This window comes from Mucilaginibacter sp. P4_E8, assembly GCF_056401495.1.
On sequence record NZ_JBFUJG010000030.1, the window covers coordinates 35,416 to 55,692 of the forward strand.

At 42.3% G+C, this 20,277-nt stretch carries 22 protein-coding genes and 1 tRNA gene; 15 read left to right on the forward strand and 8 right to left on the reverse strand.

All coding sequences use genetic code 11. From position 1 onward, the window contains the following. The first annotated feature begins 10 nt into the window (after positions 1 to 10). Both AC1DRQ_RS13750 and AC1DRQ_RS13755 read left to right on the forward strand, forming a co-directional pair. Positions 11 to 481: a hypothetical protein gene (locus AC1DRQ_RS13750; RefSeq protein WP_477425240.1), complete on the forward strand. Its 471-nt coding sequence runs from the start codon at positions 11 to 13 to the stop codon at positions 479 to 481. Positions 482 to 517: 36 nt separating this feature from the next. Next, entirely contained in the window at positions 518 to 880 is a 363-nt protein-coding gene (locus AC1DRQ_RS13755; RefSeq protein WP_477425242.1) for a hypothetical protein, read from the forward strand. Positions 881 to 936: 56 nt separating this feature from the next. On the opposite strand, the gene AC1DRQ_RS13760 is transcribed toward AC1DRQ_RS13755, so the two are convergent. Further along, positions 937 to 1,491, reverse strand: a complete 555-nt coding sequence (locus AC1DRQ_RS13760; RefSeq protein WP_477425244.1) for a dihydrofolate reductase family protein — start codon at positions 1,489 to 1,491, stop codon at positions 937 to 939. A 385-nt stretch (positions 1,492 to 1,876) separates the two neighbouring features. Between AC1DRQ_RS13760 and AC1DRQ_RS13765 the strand changes: the two genes are divergently transcribed. Together AC1DRQ_RS13765 and AC1DRQ_RS13770 are read left to right on the forward strand one after the other, a co-directional pair. Further along, complete coding sequence (locus AC1DRQ_RS13765) at positions 1,877 to 1,954, forward strand: hypothetical protein (protein WP_477425279.1); 78 nt, start codon at positions 1,877 to 1,879, stop codon at positions 1,952 to 1,954. After that, positions 1,944 to 3,050: an acyltransferase family protein gene (locus AC1DRQ_RS13770; RefSeq protein ID WP_477425246.1), complete on the forward strand. Its 1,107-nt coding sequence runs from the start codon at positions 1,944 to 1,946 to the stop codon at positions 3,048 to 3,050. Before AC1DRQ_RS13765 ends, AC1DRQ_RS13770 begins: the two co-directional genes overlap by 11 nt. A gap of 102 nt (positions 3,051 to 3,152) precedes the next feature. Here the strand turns inward: AC1DRQ_RS13770 and AC1DRQ_RS13775 are convergent, their stop codons facing one another. From AC1DRQ_RS13775 to AC1DRQ_RS13785, 3 genes are all read right to left on the reverse strand, one after another. Beyond that, a complete protein-coding gene (locus AC1DRQ_RS13775; protein WP_477425248.1) occupies positions 3,153 to 3,653 on the reverse strand; it encodes a C40 family peptidase in 501 nt (166 codons plus the stop codon). Between the two features lie 328 nt (positions 3,654 to 3,981). Next, positions 3,982 to 5,544, reverse strand: coding sequence for an FAD-dependent monooxygenase (locus AC1DRQ_RS13780; protein ID WP_477425250.1), 1,563 nt, complete (start codon positions 5,542 to 5,544; stop codon positions 3,982 to 3,984). Between the two features lie 40 nt (positions 5,545 to 5,584). Continuing rightward, a complete protein-coding gene (locus tag AC1DRQ_RS13785; protein ID WP_477425252.1) occupies positions 5,585 to 6,403 on the reverse strand; it encodes a helix-turn-helix domain-containing protein in 819 nt (272 codons plus the stop codon). 255 nt (positions 6,404 to 6,658) lie between these two features. Here AC1DRQ_RS13785 and AC1DRQ_RS13790 point away from each other — a divergent pair, with 255 nt between their 5' ends. Both AC1DRQ_RS13790 and AC1DRQ_RS13795 read left to right on the forward strand, forming a co-directional pair. Further along, complete coding sequence (locus AC1DRQ_RS13790) at positions 6,659 to 7,195, forward strand: glycosyl-4,4'-diaponeurosporenoate acyltransferase CrtO family protein (RefSeq protein ID WP_477425254.1); 537 nt, start codon at positions 6,659 to 6,661, stop codon at positions 7,193 to 7,195. A gap of 81 nt (positions 7,196 to 7,276) precedes the next feature. Further along, complete coding sequence (locus AC1DRQ_RS13795) at positions 7,277 to 7,855, forward strand: YdeI/OmpD-associated family protein (RefSeq protein ID WP_477425256.1); 579 nt, start codon at positions 7,277 to 7,279, stop codon at positions 7,853 to 7,855. A gap of 170 nt (positions 7,856 to 8,025) precedes the next feature. On the opposite strand, the gene AC1DRQ_RS13800 is transcribed toward AC1DRQ_RS13795, so the two are convergent. Then, positions 8,026 to 8,853, reverse strand: coding sequence for an alpha/beta fold hydrolase (locus AC1DRQ_RS13800; RefSeq protein ID WP_477425258.1), 828 nt, complete (start codon positions 8,851 to 8,853; stop codon positions 8,026 to 8,028). Between the two features lie 213 nt (positions 8,854 to 9,066). Here AC1DRQ_RS13800 and AC1DRQ_RS13805 point away from each other — a divergent pair, with 213 nt between their 5' ends. From AC1DRQ_RS13805 to AC1DRQ_RS13815, 3 genes are all read left to right on the forward strand, one after another. After that, on the forward strand, positions 9,067 to 9,663 hold the full coding sequence (locus tag AC1DRQ_RS13805; RefSeq protein ID WP_477425260.1) for a Crp/Fnr family transcriptional regulator: 597 nt from the start codon (positions 9,067 to 9,069) through the stop codon (positions 9,661 to 9,663). A 153-nt stretch (positions 9,664 to 9,816) separates the two neighbouring features. Next, positions 9,817 to 10,611, forward strand: a complete 795-nt coding sequence (locus AC1DRQ_RS13810) for an alpha/beta fold hydrolase (RefSeq protein WP_477425262.1) — start codon at positions 9,817 to 9,819, stop codon at positions 10,609 to 10,611. Between the two features lie 50 nt (positions 10,612 to 10,661). Continuing rightward, a complete protein-coding gene (locus tag AC1DRQ_RS13815; RefSeq protein WP_477425265.1) occupies positions 10,662 to 11,081 on the forward strand; it encodes an OsmC family protein in 420 nt (139 codons plus the stop codon). Positions 11,082 to 11,367: 286 nt separating this feature from the next. On the opposite strand, the gene AC1DRQ_RS13820 is transcribed toward AC1DRQ_RS13815, so the two are convergent. Then, positions 11,368 to 12,270, reverse strand: a complete 903-nt coding sequence (locus AC1DRQ_RS13820) for a VOC family protein (RefSeq protein ID WP_477425267.1) — start codon at positions 12,268 to 12,270, stop codon at positions 11,368 to 11,370. Between the two features lie 250 nt (positions 12,271 to 12,520). Between AC1DRQ_RS13820 and AC1DRQ_RS13825 the strand changes: the two genes are divergently transcribed. Together AC1DRQ_RS13825 and AC1DRQ_RS13830 are read left to right on the forward strand one after the other, a co-directional pair. Beyond that, entirely contained in the window at positions 12,521 to 12,895 is a 375-nt protein-coding gene (locus tag AC1DRQ_RS13825; protein ID WP_477425269.1) for a hypothetical protein, read from the forward strand. Positions 12,896 to 13,222: 327 nt separating this feature from the next. Next, positions 13,223 to 14,098, forward strand: a complete 876-nt coding sequence (locus AC1DRQ_RS13830; protein ID WP_477425271.1) for an alpha/beta fold hydrolase — start codon at positions 13,223 to 13,225, stop codon at positions 14,096 to 14,098. A gap of 180 nt (positions 14,099 to 14,278) precedes the next feature. Here AC1DRQ_RS13830 and AC1DRQ_RS13835 read toward each other — a convergent pair. After that, a tRNA-Met gene (locus AC1DRQ_RS13835) sits at positions 14,279 to 14,351 on the reverse strand. Between the two features lie 145 nt (positions 14,352 to 14,496). Here AC1DRQ_RS13835 and era point away from each other — a divergent pair. Together era and der are read left to right on the forward strand one after the other, a co-directional pair. Further along, positions 14,497 to 15,372, forward strand: coding sequence for a GTPase Era (gene era / locus AC1DRQ_RS13840; RefSeq protein WP_429399199.1), 876 nt, complete (start codon positions 14,497 to 14,499; stop codon positions 15,370 to 15,372). A gap of 140 nt (positions 15,373 to 15,512) precedes the next feature. Continuing rightward, positions 15,513 to 16,814, forward strand: coding sequence for a ribosome biogenesis GTPase Der (gene der / locus AC1DRQ_RS13845; protein WP_429399200.1), 1,302 nt, complete (start codon positions 15,513 to 15,515; stop codon positions 16,812 to 16,814). A 150-nt stretch (positions 16,815 to 16,964) separates the two neighbouring features. Here the strand turns inward: der and AC1DRQ_RS13850 are convergent, their stop codons facing one another. Continuing rightward, the gene (locus tag AC1DRQ_RS13850; RefSeq protein WP_477425274.1) at positions 16,965 to 18,548 is read right to left on the reverse strand and encodes a S41 family peptidase; all 1,584 of its coding nucleotides are present in this window, start codon (positions 18,546 to 18,548) and stop codon (positions 16,965 to 16,967) included. A 101-nt stretch (positions 18,549 to 18,649) separates the two neighbouring features. On the opposite strand from AC1DRQ_RS13850, the gene murQ reads away from it, so the two are divergent. Together murQ and AC1DRQ_RS13860 are read left to right on the forward strand one after the other, a co-directional pair. Further along, the gene (gene murQ / locus AC1DRQ_RS13855) at positions 18,650 to 19,456 is read left to right on the forward strand and encodes an N-acetylmuramic acid 6-phosphate etherase (RefSeq protein ID WP_429399202.1); all 807 of its coding nucleotides are present in this window, start codon (positions 18,650 to 18,652) and stop codon (positions 19,454 to 19,456) included. 58 nt (positions 19,457 to 19,514) lie between these two features. Continuing rightward, positions 19,515 to 20,081 carry a hypothetical protein gene (locus AC1DRQ_RS13860; RefSeq protein ID WP_477425277.1) on the forward strand — a complete coding sequence of 189 codons (567 nt, stop codon included), beginning with the start codon at positions 19,515 to 19,517 and terminating at the stop codon, positions 20,079 to 20,081. Positions 20,082 to 20,277 lie beyond the last annotated feature (196 nt).

Here is a 20,277-nt window from a genome sequence, read left to right on the forward strand (position 1 = left end):
AGGATTTGTGATGATAACCTCTAAAATATATATCTGTATTATAGGTATTGCCTGTTTAACTTTACCCGGATACTGTAACGGCAAAATGCCTAAACAATATCCGGGTGATACCATTGTAGCGGCCATGGATAGTTTGTATCATTTAAACCTGCAAAAAAGAGATCTTGTACAGGGTGTTGGTCAGGCTATGTTGTTACAGCATACATACCAGTTTGTGCAGGTTGAAGTTGTAAAAGTACATAACCCGCAAAATTACCCGCTGATATTTTATGTGTATTATCAATACCCCAATCATGAAAAAATCTTGCTGAATAGCTTTAGTCTTTACCCCGCTAACAACCCAGGTAAGTTTATTGTAGCAACACATGGCAAATTGGATAAGGAAGGATCAATTATAGTATCACTTACAACTCCTGCCAAAATTAAAGCTGGTGATAAGGTAGAAGTGGCGATAAAAAAATTAACAATGCTTGAAAAATAGTGTGACAGATTGCATAATTCATTTAAATTAAACACTATGCATACTTATTCATACCTTGCAATAATGACGGATTATATTACCATATTTAAAGACTGGGTTATTGGCTTAGGCGAAAAACACGAAGTTGATCCTTTACTTCTCGGTAGTCTTTATATAGTTAGTAAACTTTGTTTTTTTTCGTTTCTTGGCTGGGTGCTGAAAAATTTAAGATCAAAAAAAACGATCCTTATTCCGTTACTATTGGCATGTGTTAGTTTTAGCCTGCCCTATCTTTACCTGGTGATCGCCGGTCGCAATATTTCCATCTGGGTATACCTGTGTATTGGCTTGATGTTCACTTATGGGGGATTTTCTATCTGGAAGAAAGTTACAGCAAAGCCAATTCCGGTTAACGCTTAATTCTATGCCCTGGCTGGATTAGGCGGATTAGAAAACATTCCATTTTAACTATGCACTCATCTTTTTGTGGGCTCATAGTAAAGCGTTACTGCACCACAACCAAATGTTTTTGTTTTTAAGAGTTTAAGATCAACCCTATCCTTCCCGTTTTTAAATAATGGTAAGCCGCTTCCTAAAACAGTTGGCTGAACGCTAAGCTGGTATTCATCAATTAAGTCAAGTTGCATTAAGGCAACTATTAAACCTGGACTGCCAACTAAAATGTTTTTACCCGCTTGTTGCTTGAGTTCTAAAATGTCTTCTTTAATGACTTCCTTTTTCAATTTTGTATTTTTCCAATCAACATTTTTCAGCGTGCGCGAAAAAACAATCTTTGAAATATTGTCTATCAATACTGCAAATTCATCCGTTGGTTTGTTACCAGTAGGTTTTTTTACAACAGATGGCCAATAACTTTCCATAAGTTGATAGGTTATCCTTCCGTATATAAGGGTGCTTGCATTACTTAATAGCTCATTATAATGTTGATGTATTTCATCATCTGCAATCATTGCCGTGTGGTCACAAAACCCGTCAAGTGTCATATTGATTGCTGCAATTAGTTTTCTCATGATTTTGCTTTTTAATTTCGGACGAATATGCCGATAGCCTCCAACTATCGAATATAAGCAAAAAGCCCCTCAAATCTTCCGATTTGAGGGGCTTCATTTAGTAGGCCCAATCAGATTAATCCCAAACCGCCTGATTGACTTTATCAGAACTTTAGCGACCACTTAGTGAAATTTAATTGGAGATCTATTGAAGACAGATGCGAAAATGAGACGATATGTGTGAACTTTGACACAATACGAAGATATCCCGGTAATACTTTCACTTATTTTTATGATCTGAACAAAACATATAATTATATATTATCCATGAACCAATCTAACCGACTTAAGTCATTGGTCTGACTGGCACCGTGCACAGGAAAGAAAAGCACCTGCTTACCCGCTGATCACCCACAACACCAACTTTCGCATCTGGTCAAATACCGACCAACTCAACAACTCTAATCCTATACATGGACAATAATAAACTGATCACCAAGCCACATTACCCGATACTTGATGGTTTACGCGGTGTTGCAGCCATCATCGTCGTTACCTTTCACCTGACTGAACCGCTGGGGAGCGGTCATCTGGATATCATAGTTAATCACGGGTACCTGGCTGTCGATTTCTTTTTCCTGCTATCAGGTTTTGTTATCGGCTATGCTTATGACAACCGTTGGCATAAAATGACAATCGGCAGTTTCTTTAAACGCCGTATCGAGCGCCTTCAGCCGCTGGTGATCCTGGGCATGACATTGGGTGCTATAGGCTTTTACTTCACAGATTCGACGCTTTGGCCGCTTATCCATACCGTACCATTTTGGAAAATGCTGCTGGTTTTGCTGATCGGTTACACAATCTTGCCGGTACCGCTGTCTCTGGATATACGCGGCTGGCAGGAAATGCATCCCCTTAACAGCGTAGGATGGTCTTTATTCTTTGAATACATCGCCAACATTCTTTATGCGGTTTGGATAAGAAAATTTTCAAAAACTACATTGTCGGTATTAGTATGCGTTGCAGCTGTAGCACTTGCGCACCTGGCGATCACCAATGGGGATGTCAGCGGCGGCTGGACATTTAACGCGGAACAGGTGCGCGTGGGCATTACCCGCACGATATACCCTTTCTTTGCCGGCCTGTTGCTTTCGCGTATTGCTAAACCCGCCCGCATCAGGCATGCATTTTTATGGTGCAGCGTTTTAATAGCGATGGTATTGTATATGCCGCGCATCGGCGGCGCTGACCATCTTTGGATGAATGGGATATACGAGTCCGTTTGCATCATTATCGTTTTTCCACTTATCGTTTACCTTGGCGCCAGCGGTGAGGTTCATACCCAAACAGAGAGCAGAATATGCAGGTTTCTCGGCGATATATCCTATCCTCTTTACCTGGTGCATTATCCGCTTGTTTATTTTTATGTGGCATGGATCAGTAATCACAAAGGCGTAACCATCGTACAGGCCTGGCCTTATGCGTTTGCTATTTTGATCGGTGCAATTTTCCTGGCGTATATCACTTTGAAATGGTACGATGAGCCGGTTCGTAAATGGCTGCGAAAAAAACTTGGCTAAATAGAAAAGTCCCCCGGATTCGACAATGAGACTGAAAATAATAAATTGTAGAATTTTACAACGAGCCAAGCAGGAGCAGGGCCCGAACCCACAATCTTGGGGCTATGAACCCGACGAGCTATGAACCGATCCTTCCGTACTCAGCGAATCCGCTTTCGAATCAATATTATCAACAGGGCTATTGTCTGTAAATAACCGGATAGTTTTTATATACCGTCCCATGTAATAATCGTTCAGAGGTGTTTCGGTAACGCCGTTGGCAGCACCCGACGTAGAATGTATAAACATAACCGGCTCGCCAGGTTCTGAAATCACTATACCTATATGTCCTGCTCTTTTGGATTTCTTTGTTCCGGTGAACAAAATCAGATCGCCTGACCGGGCTTCGCTCAGGTCAACACGACCGAAAGCCGACGCAAAATCCACCGAGCTCCGGGGTATGCCGATCCCAAAATGATGAAATACGTAATTAACAAACCCCGAACAATCAAAGCCTTTTTCGGGATTGGTCGAGCCAAACCGGTACCTTATACCTTTGAGCGATTTGGCAAAAGTCACCAATTCATCAGGAGTTGTACATCCGGTTGAAATGGCGGAATCCATGCTTGCCGATCTGTAATGTGCGTGGGAGTGTTTATGTGTTTTTAGCGTTTTACTGATTTTGTGATGCTTAGCAGTGATCATTAAATCAGATTTCTCCGGTTTAAAAAATGATAACAAAGCCAAAAATAGGATCTGAAAACCAATAGGAAAATGCATGCCGTAAAATAGGAAAAAATTTTCTGCTCTTTTTATTCAAAAATAAAAAAGCCGCAAATCTTTCGACTTGAAGGCTTTTAACTGTCGAGGTAGCGGGAGCAGGACTCCGGATGAACCGATTTGAGCCGGTTTGAAGACATTAAAAGCAGCGTTACGCTTACCCTTAGCTTTTTTAATGCTCAATCCCTGAATTACAAACAAACCAACGAGCGGCTGCCTTTTGGAGTTCGATGCAATCAGGATCGTTGTCAGAAGCCCAGGCGATAATCCCATCAGGGCGTATCAGTACGGCGCTCAAACCTAATTGCTCTTTCGCCCGGCCCGAAACATACCTTATTTGGTCACCATATTCACTCGCCAAAGTTTTAAGTGAAGCATTCTTATCAAAATCAAGCAGTATCCCCTGGCTATCGTGCATTAGCTCGCCAATCTTTGTGCCGTCTTCCAACTCAAAGTTGGGAACGCTGTGGCCTACCAGAGGGTGTCCGCTACCGAGATTGTAGTATGTGAAAATGCCCCACACCCTTCCTGCAATATAAGTGGCCCCATCGCGTGTATTTATAAAGTCGCGGACAATTGCATTCAGCGCGCGGGCCTGTGGGCTCGGCATCATAATCGCAACCTGAGCGCGTGACCAATCCAGTACCTGTGCCCCAATTGGGTGCCGTTCTGTATAATAACTGTCCAACAAGCCTTCCGGCGCTTTCTCCCGGATGGTTGCGGCGAGCTTCCAGCCGAGGTTCATGGCATCGCCCAGTCCAAGGTTAAGTCCCTGGCCTCCCAGTGGCGAATGAATGTGCGCGGCATCGCCGGCTAAAAGTATCCGTCCGTTGCGGTAGGTTGTGGCCTGCCGTGCCCGGTCAGTCCAGGTGGTTGCAATATGAAGGGCGCTGATCGTGACGTCGGTGTTCGAGATACGGCGCAGCACCGCCTCCACATGTTCAAGCGTAATTGGCTTTTCTGAACTATGAAATGCACCGCCATCAAAATCCTGTATTAATACATAACCCGGCTGAGATTGCATGTACATGCCTGTTGGTGTCATGTTTCGGCCTGGGCTGAGTTTCTCCGGATCGGCAATGTTAACCTGGGTAGTGTAACCGGTAAATTCCGGCTCGGTACCAGCGAATTCAAAACCGCCCGCCTTGCGAACAATGCTCCGGCTTCCATCGCAACCCACAAGCCATTTACCTTTAAAAGATTGGTCGCCAGACTGGACAGTTACCCCGTCTGCTGTTTGATGAAAATCAGTTATAGCAAGCCCGCGCTTGATTATTACCCCCAGGGTTTCTGCGCGGCGGGCCAGCACAGATTCAAGTTCCTGCATTTCAGAAATTAAACTGGTGTCGGTCGAGCCTGGCAGGCGATACGTCCACTGCGAGGTATCAATATCGCCGTCATGAAATGGAATGCCGGCAAAGTGTCCTGCCTGACGACGGGGCCCTTGTACGGCATTTGAGTGGGGATTTTTAACGCGTTTATGTATCTCCAATTCTTCTAACTGCCCACGGCGGTAAAGTGCTTCAATAGTGGGTGCCGAGAGTCCCCGGATCCCGAAAGGAAGTTGCTTCAATGGCGAGTGCGGATCCATTGCCTTTTCCAGTATCAGGACTGAACATTTGGCCAGGGCCAGTTCACAGGCGAGGAATAGACCTACAGGTCCTGCGCCGGAAATTATTACATCGTAAATAGTATGATTTTGTGCGGATTTATTTGTTTCAAGTGTAGCTTTCATATTGAATGATTGAAACACAAAATTCCGGAATGCTCCCGCGTTAGGCTTGTATAAACGCGACAAAATCGTTGCTTACAGCCTGTTTCCCTTTTTTTGCTTTTCGCGCGAATGCCGCCGGTGTAGTGCCGCTGTAGCGTTTGAATTCCCTGCTTAGATGGGATTGATCCGTATAGCCCAGCTCATGAGCTAAACCAGCAAGATTGGAATCCGGATAAAGCCATAATTGGTTTCGTACCTGTTCAAAACGCATCAGACCAGACACGTCTTTAATAGTATAGCCAGAAGATTGCTTAAAATTCCTTTCCAGTGTACGAACCGTTGCATGTGCCGCCGCCGCTACCTGGCTTACCGGCATGGTGCCGTTTGTTTCCGTCATAGCAACCCCCGCTTTGAATAGCATGCTGCTGGTAGCAATTCGCGACCGTGCATTCAGGAAATACTGTTTTATCTCGGCCAGCGCTTCATCTATCCAACCAGCATGAATCCACTTATTCAACGTGGATTGAAGCTGGGCGATAGGATGCTCAAATATGCGCACTCCGTCTTTACCCGCCGGCAGTCCGAGCAAATCGAACACGGTCCAGGGAAAGCACCTGATACCAATGATCTCTAAACGGTTTTTCGTGTAAAAAACAACAGGCTGATTGAGCAGCCCCATCATAAACGGCGATGGCAATGGCTGCAATTCTCCATTGTAAGAAATGCTGCAGCCGCCTCCGAAATGAAAAATAATTTCAGCGTAGCCATCTGGTTGTACTTCAAAACTCGATTGTAGTTCTCCCGATTCTCTTCTGTTATACCAAAAGCACTTTATGGTATCCCGTAGCTCTTCAGGAGGTTCAAATTCTTGATGCTGCATTTTGAAAGATACAAAAAAAGCCTTTAGTCGTGTGTCTAAAGACTTTTGACTTGAAAAGGTAGCGGGAACAGGCCTGAATTCGAATCGCTTTGTGCATGATTTTCAAATTATTCGAGCGTTGTTCGGGTAACAGGCATTGGGCAGTGCTTGTAATTTTTATTAAGTTAGTACTTTAATTAAATGATGTAAGTAAACTGAAAAACCCGCAAAGCCCCAAATATTGTGAGCATCCTAAAACACCAATGAAAGTAATCAATGAGAAAAACCTTATTTTTAATTTTAATCACAATATTTACAATTGGCGCAATTTATGCCTTGGTTCATTACATTAGAATGGATGGTTTTTCATTCGCGTGGGCTCTTAACTTCCTGTTGATGCTTTGTGTGCTTGCTTTTACTGAAGCACTAAAAAGCCAACTTACTTCTTCTTACTATGATGAAAAGGGATGGGAACGGAGAGGAAAAATATACGAACCTCTTGGAATAAATTTTTTCAGAAAATTATTGGTTTGGATTGGTTGGGAAAGACTGAATAAAAAATCTGCCCCAATAGAAAAAAACACCAAAGCTTTGATGAATTTGYGTTATCAAACAAAAAAATCTGAACTGGGTCATGTAATTATTTTGATTATAGTCTTAGGGTTTAACGTTTTCGTAGCATTCAAATTTGGAGCTCTTAAATCTTTGTGGTTACTAATATTAAATGTCTTATTAAACCTTTATCCAATTTTCCTTCAACGATATAATCGGCCACGAATTGAAAGAGCTATAAATTTAAGTAAACGGAGCTGAAACGGGACACGCTCTATAGCAGCAACCGACCGCTACAGATAACGGGTTTATGTTTTAAATAATAGCAAATAATCATTAGAAATGACACCAACATTTTTTGCAAAGCAATCTGATTTTAGAAAGTGGTTGGAGAAAAATCACCAAAAAGAATCCGAGTTGTTGGTTGGCTTTTATAAGGTTGATAGCGGAAAGCCGAGTATAACCTGGTCGCAATCTGTTGACGAAGCCCTTTGTTTTGGTTGGATAGACGGTGTTCGTACATCTATTGATAAAAACAGTTATCAAATTCGCTTTACCCAACGAAAACCAACAAGTATATGGAGTGCAATTAACATTAAAAAGGTAGAAGAATTAATGCAGCAAGGATTAATGCAACCACCGGGGCTTGCAAGTTTTGAAAAACGCACAGAAAATAAATCCCGGATTTATGCTCACGAAATTGCCGAAGTAAATCTTTCCTCTGATTTTGAAAAACAATTTAAAGCAAATAAAATAGCCTGGGATTATTTTCAATCCCTTGCACCATCTTACCGAAAAATTTCGGCCAATTGGGTAATGAGTGCAAAGCAAGAGGCCACAAGAATAAAACGATTAAATGAACTTATTGTCGATAGTCAATTATTAACCAACAAATGGAAAGACAATAAATACAAAAAGTGATCGGTTAGTAATTATGGTGGCCACAAGCTAAAATCTAACTTTTTAGCTGATTTTCAAGCAAATTCCATAATATCCAACCACTTCAGCGAACTAAAAATCCTATCAAATAAAAAGCCGCTCATATTAACTTATGAGACGGCTTTATTTGTATCGAAAGATTTCCGGTTGAATTATTGTCCTATTTTAGTTAACAATATTGCCACTGAATCTGGTTTGGCCAAGAATGCGGAATGGCTGGTATTTAGTTGATAAACTGTTTTTACGCCGGCTGTAGCAATCATGCGGTTTTGCAAGGCTGGCGATACCACGTGATCCTGCAAGGTTTTGATGTAAACCTTCTCAACAGAACCGAAATTGGCAGCGGTCAATGTCACCGGATTCGTAAATGGAATTGCTGGTTCAGGACGGTAATTTTGTAAAACAAGATTTTGAATCTGAGCAGAACCATCCTGGATAAAGATGTTCACAATCTGGTCGTGTAGCACATCAAGGGTTCCGTTAGCATTTTGCGTAAGTATGGGAACTTTATTAACTGAGTCACCAAGTGCTGAGCCGGCATCGGTACCAGCAAGAGCAAGTAAGGATTGGCCGGAAGATGGCAGATAGGCTGCGAGATAGACAAGTTTTTCAATTTTTGAAGGATTTTGCTCGGCAACAGCAGAAATGATCATACCGCCTAAGCTATGGCCTACCAGGATAACTTTGCCGTTTATCTTTGACATAGCATCAAGCACTTTGTCTCTGTAAGTGTTTAAGGTTAAGGTTGAAGGAACAGTATTATCGCTGCCGTGGCCCGGAAGTTCTACAACGGTCACATTGTTGCCTTCATTGATAAGTTTGGTTTTTACCGCGTCCCATACATAAGGAGCCTGCCATGCACCGTGTACCAGTATATAATTTTTAGCAACCGGTTTCACTTCATCATTCTTTTTTGAACAAGATGAAAACATAATAGTAGCAGTAGCTACAGAAAGTAAGATTAATATATATTTTTTCATGATTTGAGATGCCTAATTGTTTAGGACATGACAAACATCCGATTATGCGCTCTGGATAAGTTTAACCCAGGTTAAAATCGAAAAACAGTTTAAAGCCGCCAAAACAAGCTGTCCTATAAAGCAACCAGTACAATAATTAATCAGTAATAATGATAGCTATTGACTATCGCGCGTCTTCGTGTGTGATATTATTAAATTTTATATTTTTATAACATGTTAGAGAACAAAACAGAAATAGATTTATTACGAACGATTTTAGGATCTGCCGGTATGAAACCGGAAGCATTTGAATTATCATTACCTCACTGGAAATTAAAACAATATAAAAAAGGCGAGTTTTATAACGAGTATAAAAATGTTTGTAAGCACCTCGGGTTTGTTATCACCGGCGTGTTTAGAATCTATCGGGTAAATAATGATACGGGTGAAGAAAAAAATATGCTGTTTTTTACTGACCACCAATTTGTAGCATCCTATAAAAGTTTTTTAGCCCAGACAGCCTGCGATTACTATACTGAAGCGATGGTTGATTCGCTTATATTATATATACATATCGATCACCTGAATGAACTTTATGCGCAATCACACCAGTGGGAACGGTTTGGAAGGATAGTTGCCGAAACGGCTTTTCATGAGGTTATGGTTAATACGGAAGGATTCTTGTTTAAAACGCCGGAGGATCGGTACCGGGAAATGATGGAAAAACATCCGAATATTTTTAATTCGGTACCACTTTATCACATCGCCTCTTATCTGGGTATCAAGGGGCCATCACTGAGCCGGATTCGTAAAAGAATGGTTGGAAGGTAACACCCGTTATTCTGCCATCAGGTTTCTGAATTGCTGAAATCCTCTAAAAAAAGTTTTTTTTCAGAGGATTTTCGATTTTAACCTGGGTTAAACTTATTGCAGCGGCATAGCCCGATGTTTGTCATGTCCTAAACAATTAGGCATTAAACAAACATGAAAACAGCAATAATAATGATGGCAATGAGTGTATTAGGTTTTACCGCTCAAGCCCAAAAAGCAAACAACAAAAATTCTAAAACAATTGTACTTGTTCACGGAGCCTGGTCAGATGCTTCTTCCTGGGATGCAGTAACCCCTTTGCTAAAAGCCCAGGGCGAAGAGGTGATCAATGTTAACCTTGCAGGTCACGGAAAAGATACCACCTCATTTGCCGGTATCACCTTTCAAACTTATGTTGACCAGGTAAAAGCAGCAATCGGCGACCGTAAAAATGTAGTTTTAGTAGGCCATAGTTTTGCCGGACTGGTGATCAGTCAAGTTGCTGAGGAAGTTCCCGCCCAGGTTAAAGAACTGATCTTCCTTGCAGCAGCGTTGCCGCATGACGGCGACAGCCTTTTAGGACTTGCAAAAGGCGATCCGGCTTCTCATATAGGCAAGTACCTTACAATCGATAAGGAACATGGTGCAGCAATAATTGCTAAAGAAGGAGCCGCCGATATCTTTGCTGCCGATGCTCCTCAGCAGGTTCAGGACTATATTGCAGCCAATATTAAACCGGAGCCGTTGGCTCCCCTTGCCACACCAGTTCATCTGACTGAGAAAAATTTCGGCAGCATTAAAAAAGTCTATATCCATACAGTTAATGACCACGCGATCAGCTATCCTGCACAACAGTATATGGTAAAAGCAGGTAACGTGGCTAAAGTATACACCCTGCAAAGCAGCCATACACCATTCATTTCTATGCCAGACAAACTGGCTGCGATTCTTATCGCTGAAAGCAAATAATAAATCGTTAAACATCAAACAATAAATTTTACATCATAAATCAAAAAATCATGAAACGTATAGCAAAAGCACATTGGAACGGTACTTTACAAGAAGGCACAGGAGAAATTAGCACACAAAGCACTGTACTTAATCAAATACAATATTCATTTAAAACCCGCTTTGCCGATGGCATCGGCACCAATCCAGAAGAACTGATCGCCGCCGCACATGCAGGTTGCTTTTCGATGGCCCTTAGCGCAACATTAGCTCATCACAACATCACTGCAGGCGACATTTTTACTACAGCAACAGTTGATCTTGATATGCAGGCGTTAAGCATTACAGGTATTCATTTGGATTTACAGGCCAGTGTTATTGAAGGTGTAGATGAAGCAACTTTTACTGAAATCGCTGAAGGCGCAAAGGCGCATTGCATTATCTCCAAAGCATTGAATGTGCCAATTTCATTAAGCGTTGTTTACGCTTAACATAATCTGAAGCATCTGGTAGCGTGCTACCAGAAAAAAAAGTTGAACGTGCCATTTAGCTAAGACTTGCACCGCAAATTGCACCGTTTAAAAACAAAAAGCCTCAAATCTTTCGACTTGAGGCTTTTAACTTGTAGCGCCACTCAGATTAAACCCGAACCATTGCTAAAGATTTGGAAGTTTTATCGACTTTGTCTTTTCAGACACTTAACCAGGCAAATTGCTGACCAGGCACCCACTGATGAATCAGGAATGTTCATAGATCAAGATAACCAGAATTAATTGATCACTTACCATTATAGGCCTGCTGCAGGGTTTCGATGTCAACTTTCTTCATTGTCATAAAAACTTGCGTAACGCGCGCAATCTGTTCAGGGCTGCCGTTCCTGAGCGCATCTAACATAACGGTGGAGGCCACCTGCCAGGATACACCGTACTTGTCCTTCAGCCAGCCGCATTGCCCGGGTTCGCCATCAGCTGCAAGCGCCGACCAGTAGTAGTCGATCTCTTCCTGGGTTTCACATGGGATCAATAGCGACACCGCGTCGTTAAACCCGAAACCATGCTGATGCGCGCTGTCCATAGCGGCCAGCCAGGTTTGATCAAGATAATAGTCAGCGTACATGAGTGTACCTGCTTTATCCGGCCCCATATCCTCCGGGCGCGGGGCGGTGGTGCCGCGCTTGCCGTCTTTAAATACCGAGGTGTAAAAATCGATGGCTTCATTGGCTTTACCTGCCATCGGTTCGGTAAATAACAGCGACGGAACGATCACAGGCCTTTCCTCACTGGTTGGGTTGGTCAGGATCAGCTGCCAGGATACACCGTATTTGTCGGCTACCCAGCCGTAACGCTCGCTGAAAGGATAGCTGTCCAGAGGCATCAACACTTTCCCATTTTCGATTAGCTTATTCCAAATTTCGTCGATATGTTGGGCCGCTTCCGGATCGCGCGAGGGGTCGAAATGGATCATAAAGGAAATAGACGGATTGATGCCAAGCTTGTGTCCGGAACTGATGCCGAAAAACGACTGTCCGGCAATAGTAAATTCTACTATTTCACATTCATCACCGGGCATTGAGAAGTGATTGGCATAATTGATGGCTGAATCAGGCATGAATGATGCGTAGAATTCAGCTGCTTGTTTTGCATCCTGGTCGAACCAGAGATGTGGTTTGATTGGTAACATAGGTAAATGATTTTGATGTTGATATAGTTAAAACTCGTAAGCGTTAATTGTTTTGATAGTATATTATTTAATTATCTCAAAATTAAATGGTTTTTTGCTGCTGGGGCAGGGGTGTCCGGGACATTTTTGGGGGTGTATTGCGACAGGATTTAACACGCGATCAGTCTGCCAAACTGCATGAAAAGCCGTTTATTTTTCATGCAGGTAAGCTATATTGCACTCATTGAAAAATAACATTTATTCCTGAGTTATGAAAAAGCCGATGCCATTTGATTTCCTGCTGGATTATTTACCTGCCGGCGTGATCGTCAAACCGGCTATTGGCATGTTTTATATCTATTTCGATAAAAAGATCATATTGATCTTCCGGAAGACCGGCAAGAACCCGCAGCACAATGGTATTTGGATCTCTACTAAACGGGAAGATCACGCCAGTCTGAAAGCAGAGATACCCGCAATCACTGACTTTGTATTGGACGAGGCCTTTGATACGGCCTGGCTACTGCTCAGCGACAGCCACGACGATTTTGAGAGCGCGGCCATACAGCTCTGCGAACTTGTTTCGCGCAAGGATAAAAGGGTAGGAAAAGTAACGCCTAAAAGCGCAGCGATGTTTGAGCATTAGGCATGTCGCCGGTGTTACCACTGCACCGCCTGCAAAATCCAACACAAAACAAAAAGCCTCAAATATTTAGACCTGAGGCTTTTAACTTTCGTAGCGGGAGCAGGATTAAAGTCGAACCGCTTAATACCAGATTTACAAATTTTCTCAAGTATTAACATCGGTTCGAGCCGAGTTTGAGGAACTGATGGTAGATTGCTTTTTAATACGCGCTGTAGTAATATTTGTCTTAATTTGCCCTTAAAATGTCGTTTTCACACAGCATATAATCATCGTACTCCTTCGTTCTTTGTATTGTCAATAAAATCAAAACAATTTAAACAACACAATATGAAAAAAGCAGTTAAAGGATTTAACATCCTCAAACCGGTTCTATTAACCGCTATTCTATTTTTTACAGTGCTTAGGTCAAATGGCCAACAGCTTAAACCTGCAGACAGTGGCTATGCGCCTGTTAATGGTATTAAAGTTTACTATGAGGTGTATGGTGAGGGTAAGCCCCTCGTTTTGCTACATGGTGCATTCTATACCATTGAAATGAACTGGGGGCAATTAATACCTGAATTGTCAAAAACAAGAAAAGTAATTGCTATAGAATTGCAGGGGCATGGGCACACACCATTTTCAGAAAGAAAATTAGACATTGCTACCCTGGCAAATGATGTGGAAGGAGTAATGAATTTTTTAAAAGTTGATAGTGCTGATGTTGCAGGATATAGTATGGGTGGGTCAATCGCTTATAAGTTGGCAGTAAAAAGCCCTAAACGGGTAAGAAAATTAGTGATCATTTCTTCTACCTACAAAACTAATGGCTGGCTGCCAGTTATAAATAATGGGTTTAAAGGGTTTAAGCCTGAATTTTTTAACAATACTCCCATAAAAGCGGCATATGATGCAGTAGCACCTGACAAAACAAAATGGACAAAGTTCATTGAACAAATGATTGCTTTTGCTGGGGTCCCCTTTGATGTGGGTGACGCCAATATTGCGAAAATTACATCGCCGGTATTGCTTATATCAGGCGACAATGATGGCTTGGACAAAGTGGAGTTAATGAAAACGTATCAATTATTGGGAGGTGGCGTATCTGCTGATTTGGGGCCGATGCCAAAGTCACATTTAGCCATTGTTCCTGCGCAGGGGCATGTCAGCTTAATGCAGCAGACGAACACGATATTAACTTATCTGGATGGTTTTTTAAAGTAAACTTGATCGTATTTGGTATTAAAAAGATGCTTCGATAAATATTTTCGAACTATTCCCCGCCTGCCGAAACGTTAACTCTTAACCAAAGAATAATTGTGGGTGTCTACACTCGCGTAAATAGCGATAAGGGTAGAAAACAAAAAAGCCTCAAATCTTTCGATTTGAGGCTTTTAACTTTCGTAGCGGGAGCAGGACTCGAACCTACGACCTTCGGGTTATGAGCCCGACGAGCTACCAACTGCTCCATCCCGCACTGTTATTCTTATATGTTGCATTCCGTCATAACTTCGGAAAGTTGCTTCCAATTGTCAAAAATGCAATTTGCACTCCGTTTTAATTGGACTGCAAAGATATAATTCGTTTCTTTGCAGTCCAAATATATTTTTAATTATTTTTATATGAGTCATCAGGCAGGTTTTGTAAGTATAATTGGTAAGCCCAATGCCGGTAAATCAACCCTTATGAACGCCCTTGTTGGCGAAAAAATGTCCATCATCACCCCAAAAGCGCAAACCACAAGGCACCGTATTTTGGGAATTGTGAACACTGACGACTACCAGATCGTGTTTTCTGATACCCCGGGAGTTATCAAACCACACTATGCCCTGCACGAAAGCATGATGCACCAGGTGGATGGTTCCATTGTTGATGCCGACCTTATTTTACTGGTTACCGACATTTACGAAGAGTATGACGAAACCGACGTATTAAAAAAACTCGAAGGTTCGCTGGCACCCATAGCTGTACTGATCAACAAAATTGACCAAAGCGACGAGGAAACCGTAAAAAAGAAAGTTGAGTTTTGGCAGGAAAAACTAAAACCTAAAGCTGTTTTCGCCATATCTGCATTGCTTGAACACAACATTAAAGCCGTTATGGATTTTGTTGTTGAAAACCTGCCCGAGCACCCGGCATATTATGAAAAAGACGCGCTGACTGATCGTAACGACCGCTTTTTTGCATCAGAAATGATCCGTGCACAAATCTTGAAACAATACAAAAAAGAGATCCCTTACAGTGCCGAGGTTATTGTAACCGCGTTTGTAGAAGGCGAAAAACTGCACCGCATCAGTGCTGAAATAATAGTTGAGCGCGATTCACAAAAAAATATCATTATTGGCGAGGGCGGTAAAATGCTTAAAATAGTAGGCACCTACGCCCGCCGCGATATGGAAGACTTTTTCCAAAAGAAAGTTTTCCTGGAGATGTTTGTAAAAGTGATCCCCGACTGGCGCAGCAAAAAAAATTACCTTAAAAAATTCGGGTACGAATAAAATAGTTTTGAGTAATGAGTATTAAGTTTTGAGTTATCTTTAACTTAAAATTCAGTGCCGGGACTAATATTTTTTATAATTGAGTATGATATTGAGGCTTTAACTCAAAACTCATAGCTCAAAACTTACAACTAATAACCATGAGTAACATAGTAGCCATAGTGGGCAGGCCTAACGTAGGCAAATCAACCTTATATAACCGCTTAACCGAAACCCGCAAAGCCATTGTTGACGATTTTAGCGGCGTAACCCGCGACAGGCATTATGGTGTTTCTGAGTGGACCAACCATCACTTTACCGTAATTGATACCGGCGGCTATGTAGCCAACTCTGCCGATGTATTTGAAGCCGCCATTCGTGAGCAGGTTGAAATTGCCATTGAAGAAGCTTCTGTTATTTTGTTCATGGTTGATGTTACCACCGGCATAACTGATCTTGATGATGAAATTGCCAGTATGCTACGTAAAAGCAAAAAACCAGTATTTGTGGTGGTTAATAAATTAGATAATAACGCGCTTTTAGCTGATGCTACCGTTTTTTACAGCTTAGGACTGGGCGAGATCTATAACATATCGTCTATGACCGGTTCCGGAACCGGCGAACTGCTTGACGACGTAGTTAAACACTTTGAAGATGAATTTCCCGAAGAAAACACCAGGCCTAAATATGCCATTGTGGGCAGGCCAAATGTGGGCAAATCATCCATCATCAACGCGCTGATAGGTAAAGACCGTAACATTGTTACCCCGATAGCAGGCACCACCCGCGATTCTATACATATACACTACAACCAGTACGGGCATGATTTTATGCTGATTGATACTGCCGGGATGCGTAAAAAAACAAAGGTTAAGGAGAACATTGAGTTTTATTCTGTTATGCGTACCATTAAGGCGCTTGAAGAAGCCGATGTGATCATCCTGATGATTGATGCTGTAGAAGGTATCGAATCGCAGGACATCAATATATTCCACCTTGCCGAGAAGAATAAAAAAGGCATCATGGTAGTGGTGAACAAATGGGATTTGATTGAGAAGAACAACAAAACCGTTAAGGTTTTTGAAGAGCAGATCCGCGAAAAAATAGCGCCGTTTACAGATGTGCCTATCGTGTTTACCTCCGTTACCGAAAAACAAAGGGTATTAAAGGTAATTGATGTGGCCAACCAGGTTTACCAAAACCGTGCCCGCAAAATAGCCACCTCCAAATTAAACGAGGTAATGCTGCCTATCATTGAAAACTATCCCCCGCCATCCATCAAAGGCAAATACGTTAAAATTAAATACATCACCCAAATTGCAGGCGCATCGCCCATGTTCGCGTTCTTCTGTAATTTGCCCCAGTACGTAAAAGAACCGTATTATCGCTTTATCGAAAATAAACTAAGGGAAAACTTTGATTTTTCTGGTGCGCCAATACAGGTTTGGTTTAGGCAGAAATAGGAGAGGATGTCTGATTATTTAGTCTGAATCGCGATTTATGCGATTTAGGGATGCCCCGGATTTCTTCAAACAGTTTGTTCTGTTTAAAAAAATCTTGTTAATCATTTAATCCGCTTAATCCCGGTTCAGACTAAATCCCGGTTCAGACAATTATATACTCAGCGCCTTTTTATATGCTTCGTCATGAATATTCATCACCTGGTAAAAGGCATTATCGCCCCATTTAAAACGGGCGGCATTTGCTTTCAGAATGCTCTTGATATAATCCCGGGAGATCAGCAGTTCATGTGAATCCATTTCTTTGAGCGTTTGTGATGAGTAAAGGATAAAATTGTGCAAGTCATCATCACTTACGGTATAATTTTTTATAAAATCATCATCAGTCGCGAATTTGTTTAAAATGGGTTGCATTCGGTCAATCACATAGGCCGAAAAAAGCTGCTGGTCAAGTAAGTTTTGTATCAATAAGGTATTCTGTGTGGTATCGGCCGGCACAAACACATCGGGCATAATACCACCACCACTAAAAACCTTACGGCCGTTCAGGGTATGGTATGATAGGCCATTAAAAGCAACGGTATCGCTCCGGCTGCTTTGTTCCGAAAACAATTCACCTTTTTGCATGCGTACCGCGAGTTCGTTCCGGTAACTTTCCAGGCCGCCTTTATATGATTTTTGTATCGATCTGCCCGATGGGGTATAATACCTTGCCACAGTTAAATTTACCGCCGAGCCATCGCCAAACGGAAACTGCTGCTGAACCAGGCCCTTGCCAAATGACCGGCGACCAACAATGGTAGCCCTATCCAGGTCCTGCAGAGCGCCTGCCAGGATCTCACTGGCCGAGGCGGAGTATTCATCTATCAGTACTGTTACTTTACCCTGCTGAAACGTACCTGAATCTGTCGCAAAATAATCAGTTCGTGGTTCATGAACCCCTTTGGTATACACAATTAATTTCCCTTTTCCCAAAAACTCATCGGCCAGTGATGTAGCCGCGTTCAGGTAGCCGCCGCCATTGCCACGCAGGTCAAGCAACAGTTTACTCATACCATCAATTTTAAGCTTATTCAGGGCTTTGCGAAAATCAATATCAGTGGTTGCTGCAAATTTACTTATCTTGATATAGCCGGTATTTACATCGGCCATATAGGCGGCATTTACGCTGCTCAGGTCAACACGGCCGCGTTTTATAGTATATGTTTTTATTCCCTTACCCTCGGCAACACCCAACAGTATAATAGCATCTTTAGCACCCCTGAAAGCATTATTCACCCTTTCTGGAGTAAGTTTGGTGCCAGAGAATTTTTTATTGTCTACATTAATTACCCGGCTACCTGTTAATAAACCAGCTTTTGCCGCCGGCCCTCCGGCATACACCTGTGTAATGATCAGTGTATCGCGCATTATTTGGTATTCAATACCAATTCCGTTAAACCCACCATCCAGGCGCTCATTTATTGACTGAGCCTGTTGCGGCGGTAAATAAAGCGAATGCGGATCGAGGTTTTGCAGCAGGTCATTAACCGATGCCCCTTCAATACTATCAATATTAACGCTATCTACATAGTTTTGCCCTACCAGTTCCAAAACCTTTGATAGCTTGTCATTACCCGAAAATGAAAAACCAAGATTCCGGTCAGCGAAATTATTATCGCTTATCAGCAACCCAATAGTTATACCCACCAGTATCAGGATCATCGTCCTGAAAATAACGCCCGCAGTTTTTTTCATGTTCAGTAAGCAAAGTTAATCAATGCGCAATCAATAATTTTTATTGGTACCGTTGCATTTGATGTTTTTTACCGAATTTTGTTATAAATTATTTGAAATTAATGGAAACCATCACCGAAAGGGAATCGCATTATAAAAATTTAGAGCAGCTATCTGTTCTTGAGATACTTGAAAACATAAATAAAGAAGACCAAACAGTGGCGCTGTCTGTTAAAAAAGCATTGCCGCAAATTGAGCAGCTGGCAACTATAACCGCTTCACGGATGAAAGCAGGCGGTCGCTTGTTTTATATTGGTGCCGGCACCAGTGGCCGCTTAGGCGTGGTTGATGCCTCAGAGTGCCCGCCAACGTTCGGGGTTCCGTTTGATATGGTTGTTGGTCTTATTGCCGGCGGCGATGGCGCTATACGCAAAGCGGTTGAGTTTGCAGAAGACGATACCGAGCAGGCCTGGAAAGACCTTTTGGAGTTTAACATAAATGATAAGGATGTAGTAGTTGGCATAGCCGCCTCGGGCACTACGCCTTATGTAATAGGAGGGTTAAAAATGGCCGCTCAAAATAATATTGTAACCGGCTGCATTGTTTGCAATAGTGGTAGCCCGGTTGCCGCCGAGGCGCAATATCCGGTTGAGGTGGTTACCGGACCTGAGTTTTTAACCGGATCAACCCGGATGAAAGCCGGCACCGCGCAAAAAATGGTTTTAAATATGCTGAGCACCAGTGTAATGATACAGTTGGGCCGCGTAAAAGGGAATAAAATGGTTGATATGCAGTTAAGCAACAATAAACTGGTTAACCGCGGGGCCCGTATGGTAATGGAAGAAACCGGCCTGAATGAAGATGATGCCGCCGCACTCCTAAAAAAGCACGGAAGTGTTAGGAACGCGGTGGATAATTATAAAAAATGATTAATTGACGTGCAGATGTGTAGATTAAATCATCTCCACATTTGAAATTGAAGGAAGTATGCATGAGATAGAACCATATTACCGCTGGAGAGATGATTACATAGCATCGGAAGATGAATATTCGCCTTTTTATGCTACTGAATATAATGAGTTTGAGTTTGATAAGCAGGTATATAATTATCTGCTGCACCCTCAATGGGATTCATTTGGTTCCAATACCTTATACCTGAAAGTGCTGTTTGCCGATTACGAAAAGGGCTACACCATTATTGAGTTTATAGGCGAATGGAATGATGCTATCAATAACGATATCATGCTGCTTAAGCGTGAGTTGCTGGAGCTGATGGTAGATAGCGGCATTAACCATTTTATATTGATCGGCGAAAATGTGCTCAACTTTCACTCGTCAGATGATCTTTATTACGAGGAGTGGTTTCAGGATGTGGAAGACGGCTGGATAGCAGGCATCAATTTCAGGGAACACGTGATCGACGAGTTTAAGCGCAACAATATTGATTACTTCATCAACTTTGGCGGCGTGCTTGATGATCTTGGCTGGCGCTCACTAAAACCCATCCAGGTATTTAAAATGGTTGAAGAGCAGATGGTAAAGCGCCTGAATTAGGAGCCCAACCCAACCCTCCCCTTCAAGGGAGGGTTTTAAGTAACTCGAATATTAAAATGACAATCAAAAGTCTCCCCTTCCGGGGGAGATTATTCACTTTATTACATTTTTCGCCGTTGTTGGTGTTGTCACTATAGGTGTTCGGAAGATTGTAATTGCAGTATATATTCCCTCCCTTGGGAGGGGTGCCGTGGAT